Annotated in this window: 19 protein-coding genes and 3 rRNA genes; 5 read left to right on the top strand and 17 right to left on the bottom strand. The window is 45.0% G+C overall.

The window, feature by feature from the left end; genetic code table 11:
* The 11 genes from MKX35_RS03290 to gyrA all read right to left on the bottom strand — a co-directional run bounded on the left by MKX35_RS03290 (position 1) and on the right by gyrA (position 15,501).
* Positions 1 to 1,059, bottom strand: coding sequence for a pyridoxal-phosphate-dependent aminotransferase family protein (locus tag MKX35_RS03290; protein ID WP_076301156.1), 1,059 nt, complete (start codon positions 1,057 to 1,059; stop codon positions 1 to 3).
* Positions 1,056 to 1,829 carry an ABC transporter ATP-binding protein gene (locus MKX35_RS03295; RefSeq protein WP_076287055.1) on the bottom strand — a complete coding sequence of 258 codons (774 nt, stop codon included), beginning with the start codon at positions 1,827 to 1,829 and terminating at the stop codon, positions 1,056 to 1,058. The genes MKX35_RS03290 and MKX35_RS03295 overlap by 4 nt, the downstream gene beginning before the upstream one ends.
* On the bottom strand, positions 1,820 to 2,587 hold the full coding sequence (locus tag MKX35_RS03300; protein ID WP_256716449.1) for an ABC transporter ATP-binding protein: 768 nt from the start codon (positions 2,585 to 2,587) through the stop codon (positions 1,820 to 1,822). Before MKX35_RS03300 ends, MKX35_RS03295 begins: the two co-directional genes overlap by 10 nt.
* Entirely contained in the window at positions 2,584 to 3,450 is an 867-nt protein-coding gene (locus MKX35_RS03305) for an ABC transporter permease (RefSeq protein WP_143759610.1), read from the bottom strand. Before MKX35_RS03305 ends, MKX35_RS03300 begins: the two co-directional genes overlap by 4 nt.
* On the bottom strand, positions 3,447 to 4,436 hold the full coding sequence (locus tag MKX35_RS03310; protein WP_076301154.1) for an ABC transporter permease: 990 nt from the start codon (positions 4,434 to 4,436) through the stop codon (positions 3,447 to 3,449). Before MKX35_RS03310 ends, MKX35_RS03305 begins: the two co-directional genes overlap by 4 nt.
* Positions 4,433 to 6,055, bottom strand: coding sequence for an ABC transporter substrate-binding protein (locus MKX35_RS03315; protein WP_076301153.1), 1,623 nt, complete (start codon positions 6,053 to 6,055; stop codon positions 4,433 to 4,435). The genes MKX35_RS03310 and MKX35_RS03315 overlap by 4 nt, the downstream gene beginning before the upstream one ends.
* 154 nt (positions 6,056 to 6,209) lie before the next feature.
* Positions 6,210 to 6,326, bottom strand: a 5S ribosomal RNA gene (gene rrf / locus MKX35_RS03320).
* A gap of 128 nt (positions 6,327 to 6,454) precedes the next feature.
* A 23S ribosomal RNA gene (locus tag MKX35_RS03325) occupies positions 6,455 to 9,383 on the bottom strand.
* Between the two features lie 264 nt (positions 9,384 to 9,647).
* Positions 9,648 to 11,205, bottom strand: a 16S ribosomal RNA gene (locus tag MKX35_RS03330).
* The 16S, 23S and 5S rRNA genes sit together here, the layout of an rRNA operon.
* A 389-nt stretch (positions 11,206 to 11,594) precedes the next feature.
* Positions 11,595 to 12,692, bottom strand: a complete 1,098-nt coding sequence (locus tag MKX35_RS03335; protein WP_076298109.1) for an HD-GYP domain-containing protein — start codon at positions 12,690 to 12,692, stop codon at positions 11,595 to 11,597.
* 268 nt (positions 12,693 to 12,960) lie between these two features.
* Positions 12,961 to 15,501, bottom strand: coding sequence for a DNA gyrase subunit A (gene gyrA / locus MKX35_RS03340; protein WP_042183783.1), 2,541 nt, complete (start codon positions 15,499 to 15,501; stop codon positions 12,961 to 12,963).
* Between the two features lie 355 nt (positions 15,502 to 15,856).
* Between gyrA and MKX35_RS03345 the strand changes: the two genes are divergently transcribed.
* Positions 15,857 to 16,732: a YheC/YheD family protein gene (locus MKX35_RS03345; protein ID WP_076285064.1), complete on the top strand. Its 876-nt coding sequence runs from the start codon at positions 15,857 to 15,859 to the stop codon at positions 16,730 to 16,732.
* A 181-nt stretch (positions 16,733 to 16,913) separates the two neighbouring features.
* Here the strand turns inward: MKX35_RS03345 and gyrB are convergent, their stop codons facing one another.
* From gyrB to dnaA, 6 genes are all read right to left on the bottom strand, one after another.
* Positions 16,914 to 18,824, bottom strand: coding sequence for a DNA topoisomerase (ATP-hydrolyzing) subunit B (gene gyrB / locus MKX35_RS03350; RefSeq protein WP_042183779.1), 1,911 nt, complete (start codon positions 18,822 to 18,824; stop codon positions 16,914 to 16,916).
* A 47-nt stretch (positions 18,825 to 18,871) separates the two neighbouring features.
* On the bottom strand, positions 18,872 to 19,120 hold the full coding sequence (gene remB / locus MKX35_RS03355) for an extracellular matrix regulator RemB (protein WP_036677731.1): 249 nt from the start codon (positions 19,118 to 19,120) through the stop codon (positions 18,872 to 18,874).
* Positions 19,121 to 19,136: 16 nt separating this feature from the next.
* Positions 19,137 to 20,255 carry a DNA replication/repair protein RecF gene (recF, locus tag MKX35_RS03360; RefSeq protein WP_042123050.1) on the bottom strand — a complete coding sequence of 373 codons (1,119 nt, stop codon included), beginning with the start codon at positions 20,253 to 20,255 and terminating at the stop codon, positions 19,137 to 19,139.
* 20 nt (positions 20,256 to 20,275) lie between these two features.
* A complete protein-coding gene (yaaA, locus tag MKX35_RS03365; protein WP_042123047.1) occupies positions 20,276 to 20,506 on the bottom strand; it encodes a S4 domain-containing protein YaaA in 231 nt (76 codons plus the stop codon).
* Positions 20,507 to 20,554: 48 nt separating this feature from the next.
* Positions 20,555 to 21,697 (bottom strand): DNA polymerase III subunit beta, encoded by a 1,143-nt coding sequence (gene dnaN, locus MKX35_RS03370; RefSeq protein WP_042123045.1) that lies wholly within the window; start codon positions 21,695 to 21,697, stop codon positions 20,555 to 20,557.
* Between the two features lie 197 nt (positions 21,698 to 21,894).
* Positions 21,895 to 23,241: a chromosomal replication initiator protein DnaA gene (dnaA, locus tag MKX35_RS03375; RefSeq protein ID WP_042183777.1), complete on the bottom strand. Its 1,347-nt coding sequence runs from the start codon at positions 23,239 to 23,241 to the stop codon at positions 21,895 to 21,897.
* Positions 23,242 to 23,914: 673 nt separating this feature from the next.
* Here dnaA and rpmH point away from each other — a divergent pair.
* From rpmH to jag, 4 genes are all read left to right on the top strand, one after another.
* Positions 23,915 to 24,049 carry a 50S ribosomal protein L34 gene (gene rpmH, locus MKX35_RS03380; protein ID WP_039295761.1) on the top strand — a complete coding sequence of 45 codons (135 nt, stop codon included), beginning with the start codon at positions 23,915 to 23,917 and terminating at the stop codon, positions 24,047 to 24,049.
* A gap of 291 nt (positions 24,050 to 24,340) precedes the next feature.
* Positions 24,341 to 24,691, top strand: a complete 351-nt coding sequence (gene rnpA, locus MKX35_RS03385) for a ribonuclease P protein component (RefSeq protein WP_042193070.1) — start codon at positions 24,341 to 24,343, stop codon at positions 24,689 to 24,691.
* Between the two features lie 86 nt (positions 24,692 to 24,777).
* Entirely contained in the window at positions 24,778 to 25,644 is an 867-nt protein-coding gene (locus MKX35_RS03390) for a YidC/Oxa1 family membrane protein insertase (protein WP_042193068.1), read from the top strand.
* The gene (gene jag / locus MKX35_RS03395; RefSeq protein ID WP_042193066.1) at positions 25,641 to 26,375 is read left to right on the top strand and encodes an RNA-binding cell elongation regulator Jag/EloR; all 735 of its coding nucleotides are present in this window, start codon (positions 25,641 to 25,643) and stop codon (positions 26,373 to 26,375) included. The genes MKX35_RS03390 and jag overlap by 4 nt, the downstream gene beginning before the upstream one ends.
* The last annotated feature ends 7 nt before the right edge of the window (positions 26,376 to 26,382 follow it).

Consider the following 26,382-nt stretch of genomic DNA (forward strand, 5'->3'; position numbering starts at 1 on the left):
TCATTCCCCCCAAGCCAGCAGAACAGCATGTAATGCCTGATCAGGGTCTTGTTTCAATAACTCAGCAAGCGTTGATATGGCTTCCTCCACACTTTTCCGAGCAGCATTTGTTCCGAAATGATTGATCCGCAAAAGATGGCCAAATAATTCTCCGTCTCCTGGAGCCACAATGCCTATAGGTTTTTCGATCTGCAAATCTTGCTTTCCAGCAATCCGAATCGTTGTAGTCAGTGTAGAATAATGTCTGCTGTCCTTTTGCCAAGGCTCAAGCCCCAAGGATTCTATACCAGCTAATGTAGCAGCTGCAGCCCTTTCATGACGCTGAATGATTTGCTCCAATCCCTCTTCTTCAATTCGTGTCAAGGCCAGGATCAAAGCTCTAGCCTCTAATGTCGGAATATTTGGAGCAACTCGTAGTGGCGTGGCGCCATCCAGCGAAGGTTTGAGATCTAACAAGGACAGAATGGAGTTACGCGGTGCATTTTTATTTGACTCAAGAAATTGCCAGCCACGTGGTGAAATACTGACGGCGCTAACACCGTTAGGTCCAGCCAAGGCTTTTTGTGCGCCTATCACAGCAAAATCAACTCCCCATTCATCGACCAGTAACGCCTCTCCCCCAACCGCAGAAACTGAGTCCGTCACAGTAATGAGATTGAACTCCTTTGCAATCTTAAATATTTCTTTAGCCGGATTAGATCCACCTGTAACTACTTCAGCCTGAACAAAGGAAAGGGCACAAGGGCTAAACTCTTTAATTGCGGAAGCAACTTGGTCGCCAGTGACCACTTCATCAAAAGGAACCTTTACTTCAATAACCGTTGCTCCTCCCCGTTCAAGCCACTTTCCAAATAGACTTCCATAGGGACCTGTTACTATATTTACAATGGTTCGACCAGGTGCCGCTATTCCTGCAGCCACTGCCTCGATCCCCAGAATTGCCTCAGCTGGGATGATAACTGGTGGATGCTCAGTAAACAAGATTGTAGAAATCAATTGTGTAAGCTTATTGTACTCAGCCACTGAAAGTGGCACATGAACATTATGTTCTGGGCTCATAAGAAACCTCCTGATGTACTTGATTTTGGCATTTTCGGAACCGCCGACAACAGCTCGTAACTGTATTCATGTTTAGGCCGGATGAAGAATTGATCCTTCGGGCTCTGCTCCACGAGCTTTCCTTGCCGCATAACTGCTACCGTATCGCTAATTGCATTAATTACTCCTAGATCATGGGAAATAAAAAGCATGGTGAGATTAAGCTCAGCTTTCAGCGTATTGAACAGTTCGAGCACACTAAGCTGCACAGATACATCCAGCGCGCTTGTTGGTTCATCGGCGATCAGGATATTTGGTTCAACGCTTAATGCGCGAGCGATCGCTATCCGTTGCCGCTGACCACCAGAAAATTCATGCGGGAATTTATCTAAAGCCTTTTGCTCCAAATGAACCTGGTTCAAAAGCTCTTTACATCTTTGCTCAACGTCCGTACGTCCCACAATTTTATGAAACAATAAGGGCTCGGAAAGAATTTGCCTAATCGAATGCTTTGGATTCAGCGATGCATCAGGATTTTGGAAGATCATCTGGATTATCTTACGCTGCTCACGGCTCCTTTTCTTTTTTAACTCTTGGGTACCTAACAGAATCTTCCCCTCATGCGGAGCAATCAGTCCAGCAATTACTCGCGCCAGCGTAGATTTCCCTGAACCGGATTCTCCAACAAGTCCAAGAGTGGTGTGCTGCTCAAGATTCAAATTGATACAATCCAGTGCAGTAAATCCGCCGTAGTGAACAGTTAAATCTTTTATTTGTAAGGCTAGTTCCATGAGTCTCTACTCCCTTCAAGCTCTGGCAAAGGAAGCACCGAATCAATCAGCATCTGTGTGTAAGGGTCGGATGGATTTTGCAAAATATCAAGGGTAGCGCCATGCTCCACAATCTGCCCTTGTTTCATTACACATAGGCGTGAGCACAAGTTGGCTGCAATCGCGAGATTATGCGTTACAAAAACCATAGCAAATCCCAACTCCTGCTGGAGGTTCGTGATCGTTTCAATAATTTGTCGTTGAACCGTGACATCCAACGCCGTTGTCGGCTCATCACAGAGAAGAATACCTGGCTTGCACGCCAGTGCCAAAGCGATGACTACCCGTTGACACTGACCGCCTGACAGCTGACTCGGATATCGATCCTTTTTCTTTAAAGAGTCAGGGAGACCAAGTCTTTCGAGTAGCTCCAGCGCAATCATTCGCGAAGCCTTTCGACTAACTTTCTGTCTGTAATACACGACTTCAGCCAGCTGATTGACAACCATACAGAGTGGATCAAGCGCACCTCTTGGGTCTTGAAACACCATCGCACTGCTTACATCACTCTTAATGGTGCCACCTGTCTGTTCAACACCATTTGGAAGTAGTCCCAGAATTGCACGCAGCGTAAGCGATTTTCCTGAACCCGACTCACCTACTAATCCTAGACTCTCCCCTTTGCTCAGCGAAAAGCTAACATTGTTGACTAATCTCTCTTTTGACTTCGCTGCCAGCGATAGTGCGTTTATTTCTAAAATGGGCTCTTTAGACATCATTTTTTCCTCCATATGTCTGCCAAACCATCACCTAGGAGCGACAAAGCTATTCCGGTATACACCACTGCAAATCCTGGGACAGCTGAGAGCCACCAAGCTGTAGTGATGAATGGCTGTCCATCCGAGATCATAGTTCCCCAGTCTGGAGTTGGCGGTGTAATACCGATCCCAAGATACCCCAGTGTAACAATGGCAACAAGCAATCCAATCATGTCTGTCATAAGAACGACCACAGCTTGCGGAAGCACATTGGGCAGCAGATGACGCAAAATAATTTTCACTCCGGGTAGCCCTAAGGTTTGAGCGGATGCCACCCATTCCTGATTGCGAAAAGATGCGCTAAGACCTCTCACTACACGGGCAAAAACAATCCAACCTACAAGTATAAAAGTAATATAAATGCCTCGTTCACCTGCTCCACTGGCAAAAGCAACGATAATGACGATTAGATAAAAAGGAAAAGCGATCAACGTATCTGACAGCAGCGTAATAACTGTATCAATCCATTTGCCGTAATATCCTGCTAGCATTCCTAGGAACACACCTATGCAAAAGGGAATGATTTCTGCTAAGACCATGATTTTTAAATCAGTCCTCGCAGCATAAATCAATCTAGTAAACAGATCACGTCCCAGCTGATCGGTTCCTAGCCAGTGTTCAGCCGACGGAGGCTGCAGAAAGGCGCTCAAATTTTGCTCGGAGGGATCATATGGACTTATATACGGTATGAACACAGTCAAGAGAATAAGAGCTGCAAACATAATCAATCCCACTAGAAGTGAAGGGGTATTCCATATTCGTTTTAAGCCGCTAGTCATTTTACCAGACTCATACAATCGTGGTTCTAGTCTTATCGTTTTCATTGCTTTCCCTTCGTTCTGGGATCAAGCCACCAAGAAATGATTTCAATCAAGAGACTGATGATCACAACAGCTAGCGCACAGTAAAGTGCTATTCCTTGAATAACTGGAAAGTCCCGTTTCGAAATTGAAGTGAATAACAAACTGCCAATTCCCTTTATTCCAAACACCTGTTCAACGACCAATGTGCCGCCGATTAGATATGAAATATTCACACCCATCAGCATCAGTGTTGGAAGAGCCGAATTGCGCAGCACATGTTTAAATAAAATAACCCTGCTTGGTATTCCGGCAGCCTTAAGTGTAACTACAAAATCCGATTCTAACACTTCAAGCATCTGTGCTCTTAACGAACGGACCAGCGTAGGAATCTGTGAGAAAGCAACGGTAATTGCCGGAAGTGCAAGACTGTGCAAAGTTCCAATCCACCCTTCACTTACTCCCCCAACGGGGAACCAGCCAAGTCGGACACTAAAGAGCAAAATTAAAAGTAAGCCAACCCAGAAGATTGGCATACCCAAAGTTATTGTAGGAAAAATACGTATTAAATGATCCAGCAGTTTATCCTTATGCGTAGCTGCTACTGTAGCAAGCAGAAGTGATACGAAAACCGCCAACACACACGCCATTACTATGAGCAACAAAGTGACAGGGGCCCGCTGCATAATCAACTCTCTTGTTGATGTACCCATAACAATGGAGTTTCCAGTATCCCCCTGAGTAAATAGCGTCTTCAGAAATCGCATGAACTGCTCCCATAAAGGAAGGTCCAGCCCAAGAGTATGATGCATACTCTTGAGCGCCTCAGGGGTACTGTATTCTCCCAATATCATTTTAGCTGGATCTCCAGGCACAATTCGGATGATGAAAAAGACTGCTATCATTACGCAGCATATCACTGCCAGCGCCTTTATAAGTGATATCACAAGCCAGTTGTAAGAGTCCTTGCTTCCTCTAGGTTGATTTAACCCCTGCTTAAGATCCGTCATTGGCTGATGCGGACATCTTCGAAACGGGCGCTGCCGTTAGGTAGAACAACAAGACCATCAACAGAAGAACGAATACCTTTCAAGACATCTGGATAATAAAGCGGAATATAAGGTACTTCATCAGCAAGTGTCTGCAGTAGTTTAGTATAGATTTGCGCACGAGCATCGCCATCTGCAGTTTTTTGGCCCTCATATAGAAGCTTCGTTACTTCATCATTCGTATAATGCGTCCAATACGATTTGCTGAAGCCTTCCGGATCGGTTTGGAAAGCAATGATCGAGTTCGCCTCTGGGGAATCCGCTTGACCGCTGTTGAGCATTGCGGCGAAATCATATGCAAAGAACCGTTCACGAAAAGTAGCAAGCTCAATCGACTCAATCTCAATTGTAATCCCGATCGTTTGACCCGCTGCCTGAATAATTTGCGCCTCTTGCGCTCTTGTACTATTGCCGGAGGCTACAAGTAATTTGGTAGTGAATCCATTAGGGAAGGCAGATTTAGCAAGCTCTTCCTTTGCTGCCTCGACATTGAAGTTCAAAGCCTTGATTGTATCATTGGAGTTATAAGGAATCGTTGTTGGCAGCAATGAGTTTGCTGTTTGCGCATAACCAAAGGTTAAAGCCTTGGTCAAGCCTTCACGATCAAGCGCAAGAGCGAGAGCGCGGCGAACATGCACATCCGAGAAATGTTCATCCAGCGTATTAAAGAACAATTGCTCTGTCACCCAACTGCCGTTAGTAATCACTTTAGTGTCAGCTCCATCTTTGATCTCATTGGCATTTTGCAGTGCTAAAGATTCAATAGCATTAACTTCCCCAGCCTTCAGCTGGTTGATTGCTTGGCTATCGTCCTCAATCAACTTATAAACTAGCTTATCAATATATGGTTTACCTTCTTGCCAGTAGAATTTGTTCTTAGTGAAGCTCAGATCACCCGCTGTATCCCATGATTCAACCACAAAGGGTCCCGTTCCGATGGGCTTCTTAAAGAATTCTTCTTCGGAAACTCCACCAAAATTGTTAGGCAGGATGCCATTTGAGAAATTGGATAGCTCTGAGATAAATGGTGTATAAGGCTCTTTAAGTGTAATAACAAGCGTTTTGTTATCCTGCGCCTTAATTGTGCCGACCTTTGCCGATATTGCCAGCGGGCCGCCAACCTTCAAGTGCCGCTCAAGGGAGAATACAGCATCTTTTGCAGTCACATCCGTACCATTTGAAAACTTCAGACCATCGCGAAGTTCAAAAGTATACGTCAGGCCATCCTCACTGATACTATGTGACTTCGCAAGCCAATCTACAATTTCGCCCTTGCTGTCAAAAGCAACTAACGATTCAAATACTTTGTCGATTGCAAAAGCATTATTGGACGTAATCTGATTATGCAAATCCAATGAGGTTACAGAAGCAGGGCGTCCATAGACGAAGGTTCCTCCTACTGCAGGCTCAGCTGTTTGAGGACTCTGAGTTGCTGTTGCTGGACTCGCACTTTCCTGCGCATCTTTATTTGAAGCAGCCTTATTATTAGATCCCGAGCATCCTGCAATTACCATCAATAGCAAAACTGCTATTGCCCCCATCAGAACCGGTTTCTTAACAGATACATTAAAATATGACATAATCCGCTCCCCCTATAATTCTTATATGTTTAGTATGAATTGTATTATGGGTTAAACACTGTAGTCTGTCAAACATAATTTAATTTGCAACAATCCTTAAATAAATATACATAACAAAAAGACCACTGTCGATTACTCAACAGTGGTCTTGCGTGCTTGGCAACGTCCTACTCTCCCAGGACCCTTCGGTCCAAGTACCATCGGCGCTGGAGGGCTTAACGGTCGTGTTCGGGATGGGTACGCGTGGAACCCCTCCGCTATCGCCACCAAACATGCGTCTGTGAAACAGACGCTGCCGCGTGAAATTTCGTTCATCACCAGAAGTGAGAATGAATTTCTAAGCGTGTTACAGGCTTGATGCCTGAAAACTGAATCCGAATTGAATTTGCGTTTTAAGTATAGGATAAGCCCTCGACCGATTAGTATTGGTCAGCTCCATGCATTACTGCACTTCCACCTCCAACCTATCTACCTCGTCGTCTTCAAGGGGTCTTACTAATTGGGAAATCTCATCTTGAGGGGGGCTTCACGCTTAGATGCTTTCAGCGCTTATCCCGTCCGTACGTAGCTACCCAGCCATGCTCCTGGCGGAACAACTGGTGCACCAGCGGTACGTCCATCCCGGTCCTCTCGTACTAAGGACAGCTCCTCTCAAATTTCCTGCGCCCACGACAGATAGGGACCGAACTGTCTCACGACGTTCTGAACCCAGCTCGCGTACCGCTTTAATGGGCGAACAGCCCAACCCTTGGGACCTACTTCAGCCCCAGGATGCGATGAGCCGACATCGAGGTGCCAAACCTCCCCGTCGATGTGGACTCTTGGGGGAGATAAGCCTGTTATCCCCAGGGTAGCTTTTATCCGTTGAGCGATGGCCCTTCCATGCGGTACCACCGGATCACTAAGTCCGACTTTCGTCCCTGCTCGACTTGTAGGTCTCGCAGTCAAGCTCCCTTATGCCTTTGCACTCTTCGAATGATTTCCAACCATTCTGAGGGAACCTTGGAACGCCTCCGTTACTCTTTAGGAGGCGACCGCCCCAGTCAAACTGCCCGCCTGACACGGTCCCCGTACCCGATTAGGGTACTAGGTTAGAACCTAGATACGATCAGGGTGGTATCCCAACGGCGCCTCCACCGAAGCTTGCGCTCCGATTTCTACGGCTCCCACCTATCCTGTACAGATCGTACCCAAATTCAATATCAAGCTGCAGTAAAGCTCCATGGGGTCTTTCCGTCTTGTCGCGGGTAACCTGCATCTTCACAGGTATTAAAATTTCACCGGATCTCTCGTTGAGACAGCGCCCAAGTCGTTACGCCATTCGTGCGGGTCAGAATTTACCTGACAAGGAATTTCGCTACCTTAGGACCGTTATAGTTACGGCCGCCGTTTACTGGGGCTTCGGTTCATAGCTTCGGGTTACCCCTAACCACTCCCCTTAACCTTCCAGCACCGGGCAGGCGTCAGCCCGTATACTTCGCCTTGCGGCTTCGCACAGACCTGTGTTTTTGCTAAACAGTCGCTTGGGCCTTTTCACTGCGGCCCCCTCGTGCTATTCACACTACCGGGGCACCCCTTCTCCCGAAGTTACGGGGTCATTTTGCCGAGTTCCTTAACGAGAGTTCTTCCGCGCGCCTTAGAATTCTCTTCTCGCCTACCTGTGTCGGTTTGCGGTACGGGCACCTTCTCCTGGCTAGAGGCTTTTCTTGGCAGTGTGAGATCATGACCTTCGCTACTGTAATTTTCGCTCCCCATCACAGCCCAGCCTTAACGATGTGCGGATTTGCCTACACATCAGCCTCACTGCTTAGACGGACATATCCATCAGTCCGCGTCACTACCCTCCTGCGTCACCCCATCGCTCATAGCGGATTACGGTGGTACAGTAATTTCAAACTGTTGTCCTTCGACTACGCCTTTCGGCCTCGCCTTAGGTCCCGACTTACCCTGAGCGGACGAGCCTTCCTCAGGAAACCTTGGGCTTTCGGCGGATCAGATTCTCACTGATCTTTTCGTTACTCATACCGGCATTCTCACTTGTATGCTGTCCAGCGCTCCTTACGGTACACCTTCAACCCACATACAACGCTCCCCTACCCCAGATACATACGTATCTAGCCATAGCTTCGGTGGTGTGTTTAGCCCCGTTACATTTTCGGCGCAGAGTCACTCGACCAGTGAGCTATTACGCACTCTTTCAATGGTGGCTGCTTCTAAGCCAACATCCTGGTTGTCTGTGCAACTCCACATCCTTTCCCACTTAACACACACTTGGGGACCTTAGCTGATGGTCTGGGCTGTTTCCCTTTTGACAATGGATCTTAGCACTCACTGTCTGACTCCCGGCAATAAGTATATGGCATTCGGAGTTTGACTGAGCTTGGTAATCCTTGCGGACCCCGCACCCAATCAGTGCTCTACCTCCACTACTCTTATACCGAGGCTAGCCCTAAAGCTATTTCGGGGAGAACCAGCTATCTCCGAGTTCGATTGGAATTTCTCCGCTACCCCCACCTCATCCCCGCATTTTTCAACATGCGTGGGTTCGGGCCTCCAGTGCGTGTTACCGCACCTTCACCCTGGACAGGGGTAGATCACACGGTTTCGGGTCTACGTCCACATACTAAATCGCCCTATTCAGACTCGCTTTCGCTGCGGCTCCGTCTTCTCGACTTAACCTTGCATGTTAAACGTAACTCGCCGGTTCATTCTACAAAAGGCACGCCATCACCCATAGATAGGGCTCTGACTTTTTGTAAGCACACGGTTTCAGGTTCTATTTCACTCCCCTTCCGGGGTGCTTTTCACCTTTCCCTCACGGTACTGTTTCACTATCGGTCGCCAGGTAGTATTTAGCCTTAGCAGATGGTCCTGCTGGATTCATACGGGGTTTCACGTGCCCCGCACTACTCGGGATCCGTCTCGGAGAGAACACAGTTTAGGCTACAGGGCTTTTACCTCTATCGCGGGCCTTTCCAGACCTCTTCGCCTACCATATTCCTTTGTAACTCCATGTGAGACGTCCCACAACCCCTAAGAGCAAGCTCTTAGGTTTAGGCTGTTCCGCGTTCGCTCGCCGCTACTGACGGAATCACTATTGTTTTCTCTTCCTCAGGGTACTTAGATGTTTCAGTTCCCCTGGTCTGCCTCTACATCTCCTATGTGTTCAGAGATGAGTAACTGCGAATTACCACAGCTGGGTTTCCCCATTCGGACACCCCCGGATCAAAGCTTGCTTACAGCTCCCCGAGGCAGTTTCGTTGTTCGCCACGTCCTTCGTCGGCTCCTGGCGCCTAGGCATCCTCCGTGTGCTCTTATTAGCTTAACCTTGATTTTTCCGCAGGAAAATATCATACAATGACATTCTCTTTGGAATCATCTCACTAATAACATTTACTTGTTTGCACAAGTTGCTAAAAGATGTTCTAAAACGCAAATTCGTTTCGGTATCCAGTTTTCAAGGATCAAGTTTAAAGATGAGAGCTTAAACTCTCAAAACTGAGCAACGAGTGAGTAACAGGCCTAAACCTGAGATTTTGGAAGTTTAACTTCCGATTTGAATGTCTTCATTGCAGAAGACGATTCTCCATAGAAAGGAGGTGATCCAGCCGCACCTTCCGATACGGCTACCTTGTTACGACTTCACCCCAATCATCTACCCCACCTTCGGCGGCTGGCTCCCTTGCGGGTTACCCCACCGACTTCGGGTGTTGTAAACTCTCGTGGTGTGACGGGCGGTGTGTACAAGACCCGGGAACGTATTCACCGCGGCATGCTGATCCGCGATTACTAGCAATTCCGACTTCATGCAGGCGAGTTGCAGCCTGCAATCCGAACTGAGACCGGCTTTGATGGGATTGGCTTCACCTCGCGGCTTCGCTTCCCGTTGTACCGGCCATTGTAGTACGTGTGTAGCCCAGGTCATAAGGGGCATGATGATTTGACGTCATCCCCACCTTCCTCCGGTTTGTCACCGGCAGTCACTCTAGAGTGCCCAACATTACTTGCTGGCAACTAAAGTTAAGGGTTGCGCTCGTTGCGGGACTTAACCCAACATCTCACGACACGAGCTGACGACAACCATGCACCACCTGTCTCCTCTGTCCCGAAGGCCGCCACTATCTCTAGTGGATTCAGAGGGATGTCAAGACCTGGTAAGGTTCTTCGCGTTGCTTCGAATTAAACCACATACTCCACTGCTTGTGCGGGTCCCCGTCAATTCCTTTGAGTTTCAGTCTTGCGACCGTACTCCCCAGGCGGAGTGCTTACTGTGTTAACTTCGGCACCAAGGGTATCGAAACCCCTAACACCTAGCACTCATCGTTTACGGCGTGGACTACCAGGGTATCTAATCCTGTTTGCTCCCCACGCTTTCGCGCCTCAGCGTCAGTTACAGCCCAGAAAGTCGCCTTCGCCACTGGTGTTCCTCCACATATCTACGCATTTCACCGCTACACGTGGAATTCCACTTTCCTCTTCTGTACTCAAGTCACCCAGTTTCCAGTGCGACCTCAGGTTGAGCCCAAGGTTTAAACACCAGACTTAAATGACCGCCTGCGCGCGCTTTACGCCCAATAATTCCGGACAACGCTTGCCCCCTACGTATTACCGCGGCTGCTGGCACGTAGTTAGCCGGGGCTTTCTTCTCAGGTACCGTCACTCCGATAGCAGTTACTCTACCGGACGTTCTTCCCTGGCAACAGAGCTTTACGATCCGAAAACCTTCATCACTCACGCGGCGTTGCTCCGTCAGACTTTCGTCCATTGCGGAAGATTCCCTACTGCTGCCTCCCGTAGGAGTCTGGGCCGTGTCTCAGTCCCAGTGTGGCCGTTCACCCTCTCAGGTCGGCTACGCATCGTCGCCTTGGTGGGCCGTTACCCCACCAACTAGCTAATGCGCCGCAGGCCCATCCCTCAGTGACAGATTGCTCCGTCTTTCATTCTTTCTTCAGGAGAAAAAAGAAATTATCCGGTATTAGCTACCGTTTCCGGTAGTTATCCCAGTCTAAGGGGCAGGTTGCCTACGTGTTACTCACCCGTCCGCCGCTAAGTCATTTTGAAAGCAAGCTTTCAAAATGACTCCGCTCGACTTGCATGTATTAGGCACGCCGCCAGCGTTCGTCCTGAGCCAGGATCAAACTCTCCAATTAGTATTGAAAAGAGCGATATGCTCATTTTGAAACATCTGACGAGAAAATTAATTCTCTAGTTTTGGATTTCACTTTCGTGATTTCCTACTCACTCGTTGTTCAGTTTTCAAAGATCAAGTTCTCGTTGGCGCCGTTTAATGTCTCAGCAGCAACTCTTATACTATATCATGTTCAGCCGTTTAATGTCAAGCTCTTTTTTTACTTCTTTTTCGAGCTCGGCATGTGTGTTTCTCGGCCAGAAATAGAATATATCATGTATAGAGATTCATTGCAACACTTTTTTTTAATATAATCTATAAATAAGAGACTGTGCTATCAATCACCCTTTATATATTGGTGTATACCTGTTAGCACAGTCTCATTTATGCAGTCTCTTAATACTTCCTTCTCTAAGCAATGATCTCCTGAATATACAATTCTCGCTCCAACATTAGGTTAACAATCGTACCCTCTACCTTAATCATAGGACGTGTTGGATTAGCACGGTCAGTAAATATGATCTCTCCATGACGTCCATCGCTCAGACGTATTCTGGTTCCATTAAACAAATCGGTACTCTTCTGTATAAAGGTCTGTACAACGACTGGGTCGAGCTTACCGAAGCTTTCTGTCATTATCTGCTCTAACACTAAATAAGGAGACTGTGCTTTTCTATAGGCCCTTTCTAGGGTCATAGCATGGAATATATCTGCTACCGCAACTACTTTAGCGTAAAAATGAATCTGGCTACCTTCTAGCTTAAGTGGGTAACCAGACCCGTCAACCTTCTCATGATGCTGCAATGCTGTTAGTCTTACCCCTTCATTAATCGCTGTAACATTACGCAACAATTGATAGCCATATGTAGTATGTCTGCGAACCTCTTCTATTTCAGCACTATTAAGTGACTCCGGCTTATGTAAAAGAGAACTATCTACTTTTGCGTTTCCAATGTCATGTAGTAATCCAGCAAAAGCGATCTGCATCCAATCCTTTTGCGGATACCCGCACCACTGAGCGATCTTATATGATGTTAACGCGGACAGCACGGCATTGTGATAGTTGTAATCCTCGTCTTTTAGCGTACGTGGAGAAAACTTCAACACATGATAATCCTTCAAATGACTAATTAGTAACTCTAATTGACTCCGCAACTCAAAAATAGGAAGTGAAGCTGCCGTTACCGAACGATAGCTAGTCCTAATAAGTGCGATCATTTTTTCATATTCATCATGTAGTGGGGAATTGTTCTTGATCAGCATCGATTGATTTATAATCGCTCCAGCTTTAAGTGCTGTCTGCTTGGCGTTTTTTTTGACAGCATCAGAGTTGGCCTCTCCCTGAACACCTTCGATCTCCACTTGCCCAACCAAAAAAGCTTCTAAAATTTCTAGATCACGGGGGAGTAGTATTTTTCCCTTGGTGAACAAAATCCCCCCCAAAGGTGTAATTACATCTTTGGTTATCTTTGAGCCCGCTTTAATTTCTCCAGCCAATACACTTGGCATATACTCAGCCCCTTAATTTCTATAACAATAAGCTCAGGATTACCGAAATCTAATATGACAGATAATTTCTGAGAAAATAGTACTTTATATACTGATTTATACTCTATCGGCTAATTATAGTACGGATAAAAGGAAGCGACTAGTGAAATGAAAACTATTCTTATAAAAATCCTCATTACATTTCATTAAATAACTAGCTATTAATTAATCACAGCAAAAAGAGCAAGGGTCTCTGTAATAGAAGCCCTTGCTCTTTATTGAATATAACCTACTCTAAGTTATCTTCTTGATCCTCAGCGATTGTTTCCGGTTGATCAATATCACCAGATTCATCTACTGTTACTTGTTCCTCGAGGCCTTCCATATCTTCAGACAATTCGTCCTCTTCGTTCTTATCTGCTCTGCACAGAGTAGCCACAGCATCATCCTCGCGGATGTTAATTAGCTTAACCCCTTGCGCATAACGACCCATAGTAGAGATTCCATCCATGCTGGTACGAATCAAGGTACCGCTTGTAGTAATGATCATTAAGTCTTCATCGTTCTTAACGACTTTTAGACCAACTACAGGGCCATTCTTCTCAGTGAGATTAATGGTCTTGATTCCTTTACCACCACGAGTCTGGGATCGATAGTCACCGGCTGGTGTCCGTTTACCATAACCCTTGCTAGTAACAATCAGAACCTCAAGCTCCTTATCGACACAATCCATACCGATGACATGGTCATTACTATCAAGCGTAATGCCCTTCACGCCTGTCGCGCTACGACCCATAGAACGAACATCATTCTCTGAGAACGTAATCGACATTCCGCGAGCTGTACCGATAATAAGATTTTGCTGTCCATCTGTCAGCTTAACCTCAATTAGAGAATCCTCTTCACGAAGGTTAATAGCGATAAGTCCGCCTTTGCGGATGTTATTGTAATCCTCAAGTGGCGTCTTCTTCACGATACCTTCGCGGGTAGCAAAGAACAAGTACTTGTCACTATCGGTTTCTTCCACTTGGATTACGGCACTAATCTTCTCACCTTGTTCAATTTGAATCAGGTTGATGATTGGTGTCCCACGTGCTGTACGTCCCAGCTCTGGGATCTCATAAGCTTTAATCCGGTACACCTTACCCTTATCGGTAAAGAACATCAGATAGTTATGAGAGTTACTCACGAAGAGATGCTCCACAAAGTCCTGATCCTTGGTGTCCATCCCCATGACTCCGCGCCCTCCACGCTTCTGACTGCGGTAGGTGCTGACAGGTAGACGTTTGATGTATCCCGTATGTGTAATAGTGATAACAACCTCTTCACGCGGAATAAGGTCTTCATCCAGGATACTTTCTTCACCAACGGTAATCTCTGTCCGGCGTTCATCAGAATATCTATCACGAATATCCTGCAGCTCGTTACTGATGATTTCCAGTACAAGATGCTCATTCGCCAAAATTTCACGGTACTCTGCAATTTTAGCTAGCAATTCGTTATATTCATTCTCGATCTTTTCTCTTTCCAGACCGGTCAGACGCTGCATCCGCATGTCTAGGATCGCTTGAGCCTGCTCTACACTGAGGCTAAAGGTGCTCATTAATCCCTCGCGGGCTATATCCGTTGTCCGAGAAGCGCGAATTAACGCAATCACTTCATCCAGATGATCCAGCGCAATACGCAGACCTTCTAAGATATGAGCGCGTGCTTCAGCTTTTTTAAGATCAAATATAGTACGACGACGAATAACTTCAATCTGGTGCTGCAAATAATGATAGAGCACATCACGCAGATTAAGAATTTTCGGCTCGTTGTTCACGATGGCCAGCATGTTGATACCAAATGTAGATTGCATAGAAGTATGTTTATATAGATTGTTCAACACAACATTTGGATTCACATCACGTCTCATCTCAACAACTACACGCATACCGTTACGGTCAGACTCATCTCGAAGATCCGTTATACCCTCGATCCGTTTCTCACGTACTAATTCTGCGATTTTCTCAACCAGTCTCGCCTTATTCACCTGATACGGCAGCTCATGTACAATGATGCGAGCCTTACCGTTATTCTCTTCAATCGTTGCCTTTGCACGCATGGTCACTGAACCACGCCCCGTACGATAAGCCTGACGAATACCCTCACGACCCAAAATATATCCAGCCGTTGGGAAATCTGGGCCTTGGATATACTCCATCAATTCCATAGGTGTGATATCAGGATTCTTAATCATCGCCTGCACACCATCGATAACTTCACCTAGGTTATGCGGTGGAATATTAGTAGCCATACCTACAGCTATACCAGATACCCCATTAACGAGCAGGTTCGGATAACGAGCTGGCAATACAACTGGCTCATTCTCTTCACCATCATAGTTGGGTGCGAAATCAACTGTTTCTTTGTTCAAATCTCGAAGCATTTCGCCTGCAATCTTGGAAAGACGAGCTTCTGTATAACGCATCGCTGCAGCCATATCACCATCAATCGAACCAAAGTTCCCGTGACCGTCCACAAGCATATAGCGCATAGAGAAATCCTGAGCCATCCGTACCATTGTTTCATAGACGGCTGAGTCACCGTGAGGGTGGTACTTACCGATAACCTCACCGACGATTCTTGCCGATTTCTTATGAGGCTTATCCGCAGACATTCCAAGTTCCGACATCGCAAACAAAATGCGTCGGTGAACCGGCTTGAGTCCGTCCCGCACATCTGGCAAAGCCCGGCTAACAATGATGCTCATTGCGTAATCCATAAAGGATTCACGCATTTCCACGCCAATGTCCCGATCTTTGACTTGTGGGTTATTTTGTTCAGCCATGAGTTGCTGGACCTCCTTCAGTTAAAAAACCGCTACCCTTAATTATATTACTTTCACAAAAGTAGCACAATTAAACATGATAGCCTTTTATCTTCTAATATTGATTTCTTTTGCGCTGATTAGGGTATTCGCCCTTTCCGCAAATGTCTTTAGTACATAGACTGTAAAGACAAGAAACACGGTTTTATTATCCTAGTATCGTTCGATAAGGCATAACCCCATATCCTTATATTATACCATTGTTTAGGTAGCTTGTCCTGATTTTCAGCTGCCAAAGATTATGCTTCCACAGCAAGTTTTGTACAAGGGAATTCAAAAGAGCAAATGCTGCACAAAATTGTTAAGGAGGAAGATAATGAAGATTCAACGAGTCCCAAGTAAATGGGCTAAAACAAAAGTTATCCTTCAAAATCAATCTCTATCTCTATATGTGCCTGATACTCGTAAATATGATTTAAATGTTCTTAAAGAAATGCTTGCGTTATATGCCATGGTCTATATAAAACCTGATCGCGGAAGCTTTGGTATTGGTGTAATGAGAGCTGAGCAGCGTACGGTGATTTTAAGTCCTAGCCAGCAGAAGACTGAAATAAATGTCACCGCCAATAACGATGAGAGAGAACAGCAAGAAGCACAGGTCCTATATATTTTAAGATATGCAAAGACGGCAGAAGTTTTCTTCTCCCCCGAAGAGCTGCATGAGGCCTTACAGAAACGAATTCAGAACCGTACCTACCTCGTCCAAAAAGGAATTGATCTCCTGCGTCACCAAGATCGTCCTTTCGACCTTCGAGTTCTTGCCCAAAAGACTCCATCAGGTGCATGGGAAACAACAGGAATGCTCGGAAGAGTAGCTGCCCCTCAGAAAATCGTCACCAATTATCATAGTGGAGGTAGTATTCTGTCAGTAAATACATTATTAAAAAATCATATGAACCCTTCTGAAACACTCTCCACGATTAATCAATTAAAATCTTTAGGCGTACAAATTGCAGGCCAATTGGAAACCACCTATCCAGGAATTAAAGAAATTGGTCTGGATATTGCCATGGATCAGCATATGGATATGTGGCTGCTTGAGGTCAACACGCTTCCATCCATTGTTGTATTCAAGTTATTTCCTGATAAATCTATCTATCGTAGAATACACCGCTATGCTGTAGCATACGGACGTGTAAAAGCTAGAAAATCCCCATATACTACCCGCAATAGGCAATATACTAAAGCCTAAAAATCAGCTCTGAAACCAAAAAAACCTCCAGCATTCTCATTCCGTTAGGAACAGAAGCCGGAGGTTTTATTAAAATATAAGAAAGTATAAGTTTTACACCATACTTTATGTCTTATATTTCTCGCTTAAACGCTTATCGTCTTATAAGGACGCCGAAGGCGTTTATGACTAAATGTAATTCTTACACATCAAGGTATCTGACGCTCTTCGCATGCTCATGGATAAAGTCACGTCTTGGTTCAACATTATCGCCCATCAGCGTATCAAAGATACTATCAGCAAGCATCGCATCTTCAATCGTTACTTGTAGCATCATACGAGCCTCAGGATCCATCGTCGTGTCCCACAGCTGGGTAGCATTCATTTCACCCAAACCTTTGTAGCGCTGAACATTGACCTTAACATTCTCACCAAAAGAGGCGATAATCTCATCACGTTCCTTCTCGCTGCCTGCATAACGGATCACTTTGTTGCGTTCTATCTTGAACAATGGCGGTTGTGCGATATAGATGTAACCTGCATCTACTAGCTTCCGCATGTAACGGTAGAAGAATGTTAACAACAAAGTTCTAATATGAGCTCCATCGACGTCGGCATCCGTCATAATAACGACTTTATGGTAACGAGCCTTCGATAGGTCAAAATCATCACTGATTCCTGTACCAAGAGCAGTAATAATAGCCCGAATCTCGGCGTTGGATAAAATACGGTCTAAGCGTGCCTTTTCTACGTTTAGAATCTTACCACGCAGCGGTAGAATCGCTTGGAAATGACGATCCCGGCCCTGCTTGGCCGATCCACCCGCAGAGTCACCTTCGACGATATACAGTTCGCTGATAGACGCATCCTTGGATGAACAGTCCGCAAGTTTACCAGGTAGTGCACTGACTTCAAGCGCACTCTTACGGCGGGTTAACTCACGAGCCTTACGAGCGGCTTCTCGTGCACGTGAAGCTGAAAGCGACTTCTCAAGGACACGGCGTGATACTGCCGGATTCTCTTCCAGGAATTCCTGCAATTTCTCTCCGAACAGTGATTCTACTATTCCACGGACTTCACTATTTCCGAGCTTAGTCTTCGTTTGACCTTCGAACTGAGGCTCTGGAATTTTGACAGAAATAATGGCTGTCAATCCTTCACGCACGTCATCGCCAGTCAGATTTGAATTACCATCCTTCAGCACACCCGCTTTACGGGCGTAATCGTTGATAATACGTGTTAAAGCACTTTTGAAGCCGGATTCATGCGTTCCGCCCTCATGGGTATTAATATTATTCGCAAAAGAGTAGATGTTCTCTGTATACGAATCATTATATTGGAGAGCTACTTCAACCTGAATCATATCCCGTGAGCCTTCCACGTAGATTGGTTCCTCGTGCAGCGCTTCTTTTTTCTCATTCAGATATTTCACATATTCAACGATACCACCCTCATATTTGAACACGTTGGTGACATCGGTCCGCTCATCATGCAGTGAAAGCTCAATTCCTTTGTTAAGAAAAGCTAGCTCCCGAATACGAGTAAGCAGTGTCGCATATTCAAAGACCGTGGTTTCAGTAAAGATTTCAGGGTCCGGATGAAAAGTTGTAGTCGTACCTGTCTCTTCCGTATCTCCAACAACTTTGATCTCATACTGTGGTGCACCACGTCTGTATTCCTGCTGATAAATATGCCCATCACGCTTAACATTAACAACAACCTTCTCAGACAAGGCATTTACTACGGAGATACCCACACCGTGTAAGCCGCCTGATACTTTATATCCGCCGCCGCCGAACTTACCGCCTGCATGCAGTACTGTCATTACAACTTCAAGCGTCGACTTTTTAAGTTTTTCATTTTCACCTACAGGTATGCCACGTCCATTATCGATAACAGTAATCCCGTTATCCTCATGAATAATCACTTGAATCCGGTCACAATAACCTGCTAGGGCTTCATCGATACTATTATCTACGACCTCCCACACCAAGTGATGGAGACCTTTAGAACTAGTGGAACCAATATACATGCCCGGACGTTTCCGGACAGCTTCTAGCCCTTCCAGTACCTGAATCTGGCTCTCATCATATGTCGGTTGATTCATTGACATGCCTTCACCTACTTCTTTCAGATTATCTCTTTGTTACTAAACGCAAGTTATATTTCGAGCAAAATTTTGGCTCTTTTTTTAAGAGTGGAGGAGGAAATGGGGGAGTAATACACGATATTTTTAGTTACGACAATAGATTTTGCTTCCTCTTCACCAATCCGCTCAAGCTTCTTGTCCTGCTCAGAGTGAATGACGAATTGCTTAGACACCTTGGAAGATTTCTCAATCGAAATATCAAATATTGCAATTAACTCCGAAGAGCGAATAATCTTCTCCCCGCCCAAATGAATATACATGATCTTCCTCCGCTCTTTATAACTCCACTTTTCCATCATGAACATGATATAGGCTGGCGCCCTTTAATTTATCGGCATTCAGACCCTCAATCCCGGTAGCGGTAATGAATGTCTGTACCTTGCTTTGAAAGGTTTCAATAAGCTGGGTCTGTCGGTAAGGATCAAGCTCGGATAAAACATCATCAAGAAGCAGCACAGGATATTCTCCGATTTCTTCATGGATCAGCTCGATTTCCGCCAGCTTGAGCGATAAAGCCGTTGTACGCTGCTGTCCCTGAGAACCGTAGACCTGAGCTTCCCTTCCGTTGATAAAAAAGGACAGGTCATCCCGATGGGGACCCGTCAGCGTCATGCCGCGCCTGATTTCTTGTTCTCTCGTTTGTGATAACTTTAACATAAAATTGTCTAATAAGACAGCTTCATCTTCCTCATCCCGATCGCCGAAAGAGGGGACATAGAGCAATTTCAGTTCTTCTCCGCCGTTCGTAATCCCCCGGTGTATGCTTTCAGCCCATATTTGCAGCTTCTTTATGAATTGTTTCCTTTTTTTTACGATTTTAACACCGTGCTCCACAAGTTGAGCATCCCAGATTTCCAAAAGGTCTTTTCCCGCTGCCTCTTTCCCCCACAACTGCTTCAGCAAATTGCCCCTTTGTAAGAGAATCTTTTGATACTGCTGGAGGTGAAATAGATAACTGGGCTGGACTTGGCCAATCTCCATATCGAGAAAACGCCGTCTGATGCCAGGTGTGCCTTTGACTATCTCTAAATCTTCCGGTGCAAACATGACCACATTGAGTGATCCCACAAACTCACTAAGACGTCGTTGTTCTAAACCGTTAATCTTAGCTTTTTTACCTTTGGCAGATAGGGTGAGCTCTAGCTTGAGATCGCCGTACTTACGTTCTACCTCGGCAATGATCTGAGCAGCGTCTCCAGGGGCATCAAATGAGATAAGTTCGCGATCCTTCGAGGTGCGGTGGCTTTTGGTCATCGCCAGGACGAACAATGCCTCCATGAGGTTTGTTTTGCCTTGGGCGTTCTGACCCAGAATCAGATTCACATCGCCCAAGCTCTCCAGACGCAGCAGCCCGTAATTCCGATAATGCTGCAGACCGATATTTTTAACAAACACGAAATGGTTCCTCCCCTAGCCTACTCCTCTTTGACTCCTCCGCCTTCAACCTGAAATGTGCCGTTATCCTGCACTTCAATTTGATCACCCGGATAAAGTTTTCTTCCGCGCCGTTCCTCTACTTCTCCGTTAACAAGTACATGTCCTTCTTGCAGCAAAGCTTTAGCCATTCCACCTGTGGATACACAATCAGAAAGTTTCAGAAATTGATCCAGCTTAATATATCCACTGTGGATAAGTATTTTTTTCATGGTTTTTATCCTTTCAGCCACTTATCCACATGTTCATGAATGTTGGCATTAATTTGTTGTACGGTAAGGCAAAATAATATACAAGCTATTGGTTTGATCGAGCGGCTTCAAAATGATCGGACTCATCATTCCTGTAAATGCTATTACAAGCTGCTCACTCTCAATAACTTTTAGGACATCGAGCATATATTTGGAGTTGAAAGATATTTTGAGCGGTTCACCTTTGAAATCAATGACTTCAAGTTCTTCACGAACTTTACCAAGCTCAGAAGAGCTAGAAGAAATTTCAATACCACCTTGCTCAAGCGTCTGCATGCGCACAATATTGGTTTTTTCTTCGCGGGACAGCAAATAAGCGCGATCAATCGATTCGCTTAATTTTTTTGTGTCCAAAGTTAGTTCTGTTTTGTAGGTTGTTGGAATAATTCTAGAAGTATCCGGATAAATTCCATCAAGGATCCGTGAATAGAACAGTACTTTGTCGATTTTAAAGAGAACTTGATTGTCCGCAACCACAATATCAACGAGCATATTTTGATCAGGAATAATTTTGCTTAGCTCATTAAGGGTTTTACCGGCGATTACGATATTTGCAAATTGGACATTCTCCGTACCTTCTAGTCTTGCTGCTCTTGTAGCTAAGCGGTGACGGTCTGTCGCTGTAAACTTAAACTCATTATCAGCCAGATTCCACAGTATACCTGTTAAAATCGGAGTTGTCTCTTGGGTAGAAATAGAAAAAGCGGTTTGTTTAATCATATTTTTCAGCAAATCACCTGGCAGGGAGATAGTATCGTTCTCCTCAATACTCGGTAGCACCGGGAATTCTTCAGGGTCTAAACCTACGATCTGAATCTCAGTGGATCCAGAAGAAATATATGTTTGGAATCCTTCTTTAACTTCCATGTGAATCTCTTTGGAGGGCAGCTTCTTAATAATCTCGACGAAAAATTTAGCGGGAAGAACAACACTTCCTGGCTGATCTATCTTCACGATCGTATGGCTGTCATTCTCTGCTGGAATAAACGATTGAATCGAAATATCGGTGTCGCTTGCAGTTAATGTGACGCCTTGATGGCTAACTTCCAGCTTAATACCGGTCAGAATAGGGATGGTTGTTCTACTGGAGATAGCTTTGGATACGTGTTGAATGGATTCGTTGAGTTCATTTTTAAGAATGCTTATTTTCATGATTTCACTCCTAGCTGAAAAATTGGGAATTTCGTTGTATTGGTAGCTCTTTATTACGCGTCTTTACATGATGAATTATTATAGTTATTTAATAGTATTAGTAGTAGGGGCGTCTAATATGTGGATAACCCTATCAAATAGCATAAAATTAAGCCTACCCACATGTGTATAGATTGTGTATAGGCTCTTTGTTCCTCTTAGGAAGGATTTTTAATTTTCTCCGCAAGATTATTTACCACTTTGTACAACTCCTGATCGACCTTTAATGACTGTGTAATTTTATCATGCGCATGAATTACGGTCGTATGGTCACGTCCTCCGAATGCCTCACCAATCTTAGGGAGCGAATAATCGGTTAGTTCACGGGAGAGATACATTGCGATTTGACGTGGAAAAGCTACGGCTTTCGTACGTTTTCGCGCTTTGAAGTCTTCAAGGCGTAAATTGTAGTATTCACCGACTTTTTGCTGAATATCAGCGATGGTAATCATCTTAGGCCGGCTGGAAGGAATAATATCCTTGAGTGCTTCAGCTGCCAAATGAGTAGTTACATCCTGGTTAGTTAGCGATGAGTAAGCAACAACCCGGATTAATGCACCCTCCAGCTCACGAATATTGGTGTCAATCTGGTTAGCAATATACATCATGGCCTCATTAGGGATATCAAGGTTCTCTGCCTTCGCCTTTTTGCGCAAAATCGCAATTCGGGTTTCTAGATCGGGTGGTTGAATATCCGTAATCAAGCCCCACTCGAACCGGGAACGTAGCCGTTCTTCCAGTGTGGGAATTTCCTTTGGCGGTCGGTCGCTGGAGATGATAATTTGCTTGCGTTCTTCGTGGAGCGCATTGAACGTATGAAAAAACTCCTCCTGCGTGGACTCTTTTCCAGCGAGGAATTGAATATCGTCAATAAGCAAAATGTCAACGTTACGATACTTATTGCGGAAGCTTTCACCGCGGTTATCACGGATTGAATTGATAAATTCATTCGTGAATTTCTCTGATGAGATGTAAATAACCTTGTTATTCGGGTTATGTTCTAGAACATAGTGCCCAATGGCATGCATTAAATGGGTTTTGCCCAGACCTACACCACCATATAAAAACAAGGGATTGTATGCTTTGGCCGGCGCTTCGGCTACTGCCAGTGAGGCTGCATGCGCAAAACGGTTGCCGGAGCCGATTACAAAAGTGTCAAAAGTGTACTTGGGATTGAGTAGATGCGTTTGCGCTTCTTCTCGTGATACTACGGGAGTGGGAGCGGATTGTTGAACCACAAGCTCAGGCGGCTTGCTTTCTTCAATCACGAATTTTACATCCACTTGTTTCCCAGTGACTTCGTAGACCGTTGCTCCTACTAGTTTGGTGTAGCGACTTTCCAGCCATTCTACTGCGAACGTTGTAGGTGCCGAGATAATGAGAACCTGGGAGTTGAAGGTTATCGCTTTAGTAGCCTTAAACCAGGTATCAAAGCTCGGCTTGCTTAATTTGGTTTGAATAATCGATAAAATTTGCTGCCATAATTCGGAAGTATGGCTGTCCACAGACTGTCACTCCTTTAAATCTTCCAAATGTGGCATCAGCCATGAAGTGGAAATGTCGAAGAAAATAGGTTGGTGCTGATATTTATCCCCAGTAGGCAATATGAAGAGACAAAAAAATATGGATAAATTTGATTTGTTCACAACTTTATCCACAGCTTGTTGATAATTAAGAGAACAAACAAATCTATTCACATTCAAAAGTAATACCATCATAGCAAAACGCCCCTTATTTTTCAATGAGCAGGGCTATTTTATCCACAAATTCAAGCACTTGTGTACAATTATTAGGAACACCACTACATATTGTTGATAATTTGTTTACGGTTCGACACTTTACGCCAAAGCTTCGATAATTTTATACACAGGTTGTGCTCATCTGTGAGTAGTCGACTTTATTTTTTGATCACAGGTGGATAACTGTCATATCTTGTGGATTACTTTTTTTCTAATGGGAGTTGTGGATAAGCGGCTTGAATTAGAGGGAGGGTCTGGAGCCAGCAGTAGGTTGACTTTTGCGCATAAAATATGTTTAAATATATAAAGGTGTTTTCTGTAAGGATATGTCTCGATAATTAAATGATGATTCATGTAGATACTGTCCCTACTATAAGGACGGCTTAGACCGTTTCTGCTTATATGACAGTAATTAAGTTCCTGTAAGGGAGGTGCAATTATGAGACCGACATTTAGACCAAATGTGAGCAAACGCAAGAAGGTTCACGGTTTCCGTAAAAGAATGAGCACGAAAAACGGCCGTAAAGTGCTGGCAGCTCGCCGCTTGAAAGGCAGAAAAGTTTTGAGTGCGTAAGTTAGGCCACTAAGGGACCACTCCGGTGGTCTTTTTTTACTGCTTTTTATTATTATTTGCTCTGCAAACGACTAGGATCTCGCTTAATGCGCTAGCTACACTTTGCGGGGCTATTTAACGTATATACAGAATTATTTTGTGAGAAGTTGAGAATATTTTTCTTTCTATAATATAGAAGGGAAATTTCAGCGTTGTAGTCGCGGTCGTTTATGGCGACATCCAAATGACTATACTATTAGAAGAAAAAAATTCGGAACGATACTTTTAACCGGATTTATGAAGGAGATTCCCGTGCACAAAAAGTTACGATTACGAAACCGTGCCGACTTCAGTCGTGTATATCGCCATGGGAAGTCATTTGCGAATCATCAATTTGTAGTGTATTGGTTTAGCAAAAAAGAGGTAGAGCGATTTAGAGTTGGGGTATCGGTCAGTAAAAAGGTTGGAAACGCGGTTGTCCGTAACCGAATGAGAAGATTGGTGAAGGAAATCGTTCGTCATCATGAACCTGAAATTGCAGGTGGACTCGATATGGTGTTTATCGTAAGAAAAGGAGCGCTTTCCATGGAATACGCAGAGCTCGAAAAAAGCGTGCTGCATGTACTGCGCAAAGCCAAGCTACTCAAGGCTTCCCGCAAATAAAGGACGCATAAGAGGCTTGTTTATTTGTATTCATAATTATGGTATGATTTACGGTGGAATGGAATGTTCAAGAGAGGGGTTTTGAAGTGTCTCTAATGAAGACTAGACGGGGAAAATGGTTTCTCCTCATCACAGTGATGGTGTTGTCGTTAGCTGTTCTGTCGGGATGCGCTCCGTCAGCTGCTGTTACGCACACTACGGAGGATTTAAAGAATGGAGGCTTCTGGCAAAGTAATGTAGTGTATTATTTCGCCATTGCCTTGGACAAGTTTGCTGATTGGTTTAACGGAGAATATGGTTTAGCCGTACTTGTGATGGTTATTATTGTCCGCACGTTGATTCTTCCGCTTACGATTAAACAGGTGAAGAGCTCGCGGGCAATGCAAGCCATTCAACCGGAACTCCAAAAGATCCAGAAAAAATATAAAGACACACCTGAAAAGGTGCAGCAAGAAACGATGCGTTTGTTCCAAGAGAATAAGGTTAATCCAATGGCGGGTTGTTTACCGCTGATTGTACAAATGCCTATCTTTATCGCTCTCTACAACTCGATCTACTATAATCCACATCTACGGGAGCACTCCTTCTTATGGCTGGAGCTAGGTAAGCCGGATCATCTGTTTATCTTACCAGTGCTTGCAGCATTAACAACATTTATACAAACTAGAATGATGACTAAAATGAACCCGATGCAACAACAAGGGCCAATGCAGTTCATGATGATGATCTATCCAGTTCTGATTTTCGTTATGTCCTACAACTTCCCAGCAGCATTGCCGCTATACTGGGTTTACAGTAACATTTATACTATTGTTCAGAACTATTTCTTATATCGCAACAACGATAAACATAAATTGGCAATCGCAAGTGCTGTGAAAAGTACAGATGACTCAACTGCTGTGAAGAGCAAAGGCGGCAGTAAAGCATCGAAGGGAGCCAAAAAGTCAAAATGAGCAAAGTCGTCGCAACAGGGAAAACCATTGAAGAAGCTGTAGAACGGGGACTAACCCAGCTTGGAGTTCAAAAGGACCGGGTAACGGTCAACGTACTTGAGCAGCCATCAAGAGGATTCCTGGGATTGATCGGTGCGAAAGGTGCCAAGGTTGAGTTAACCTTGATAGCCGAAGCCGCACCGGCATCAGCGGCGAGTGCTCCGTCACTGCCTCAGCAGTCAACAAGAGAGAGCAAACAGGAGGCTAACGGCGGTGTGCCACGCCAAGATTCCGGACAACCGGTGGAGGAAGCTTACCAAGAAGCCGTTCATTTCATTGTGGATGTCGCTAAGAGCATGGGGCTCGAAGTGGAAGTCGAAATCGTCCACACTAAGGAATCCACGATTCTGCAGATATCAGGTCCAGATTTGGGACTGTTGATTGGTAGAAGAGGACAAACTCTCGATGCTCTGCAGTATTTGGCTAATATCGTAGCTAATCGTTACTCCGACAGTTTTATACGGCTTGTGCTAGATGCGGAGAACTTCCGTGAGCGGCGTAAAAAAACTCTCGAAGAGCTGGCTGATCGTTTAGCCAGTCGTGTCATTCGGACTCGTAAAGAGGTAGTACTGGAACCGATGTCACCTCAGGAGCGGAAAATTATTCACTCCAGATTACAGGATCATCGGCAAGTGAATACCCTTAGTAAGGGCGAAGAGCCAAATCGCCGCGTCGTTATAACTTTGAAGTAAAGACTAT

Origin of the sequence: Paenibacillus sp. FSL R5-0923 (genome assembly GCF_038009145.1) — a bacterium.
Classification (GTDB): domain Bacteria; phylum Bacillota; class Bacilli; order Paenibacillales; family Paenibacillaceae; genus Paenibacillus_AQ.

Bases quoted from the DNA above. Each gene is read 5' to 3' on its own strand.
- MKX35_RS03290 (WP_076301156.1), bottom strand. From the start codon at position 1,059: ATGAGCCCAGAACATAATGTTCATGTGCCACTTTCAGTGGCTGAGTAC.
- MKX35_RS03295 (WP_076287055.1), bottom strand. From the start codon at position 1,829: ATGGAACTAGCCTTACAAATAAAAGATTTAACTGTTCACTACGGCGGA.
- MKX35_RS03300 (WP_256716449.1), bottom strand. From the start codon at position 2,587: ATGATGTCTAAAGAGCCCATTTTAGAAATAAACGCACTATCGCTGGCA.
- MKX35_RS03305 (WP_143759610.1), bottom strand. From the start codon at position 3,450: ATGAAAACGATAAGACTAGAACCACGATTGTATGAGTCTGGTAAAATG.
- MKX35_RS03310 (WP_076301154.1), bottom strand. From the start codon at position 4,436: ATGACGGATCTTAAGCAGGGGTTAAATCAACCTAGAGGAAGCAAGGAC.
- MKX35_RS03315 (WP_076301153.1), bottom strand. From the start codon at position 6,055: ATGTCATATTTTAATGTATCTGTTAAGAAACCGGTTCTGATGGGGGCA.
- MKX35_RS03335 (WP_076298109.1), bottom strand. From the start codon at position 12,692: ATGCCAAGTGTATTGGCTGGAGAAATTAAAGCGGGCTCAAAGATAACC.
- gyrA (WP_042183783.1), bottom strand. From the start codon at position 15,501: ATGGCTGAACAAAATAACCCACAAGTCAAAGATCGGGACATTGGCGTG.
- MKX35_RS03345 (WP_076285064.1), top strand. From the start codon at position 15,857: ATGAAGATTCAACGAGTCCCAAGTAAATGGGCTAAAACAAAAGTTATC.
- gyrB (WP_042183779.1), bottom strand. From the start codon at position 18,824: ATGTCAATGAATCAACCGACATATGATGAGAGCCAGATTCAGGTACTG.
- remB (WP_036677731.1), bottom strand. From the start codon at position 19,120: ATGTATATTCATTTGGGCGGGGAGAAGATTATTCGCTCTTCGGAGTTA.
- yaaA (WP_042123047.1), bottom strand. From the start codon at position 20,506: ATGAAAAAAATACTTATCCACAGTGGATATATTAAGCTGGATCAATTT.
- dnaN (WP_042123045.1), bottom strand. From the start codon at position 21,697: ATGAAAATAAGCATTCTTAAAAATGAACTCAACGAATCCATTCAACAC.
- rpmH (WP_039295761.1), top strand. From the start codon at position 23,915: ATGAGACCGACATTTAGACCAAATGTGAGCAAACGCAAGAAGGTTCAC.
- jag (WP_042193066.1), top strand. From the start codon at position 25,641: ATGAGCAAAGTCGTCGCAACAGGGAAAACCATTGAAGAAGCTGTAGAA.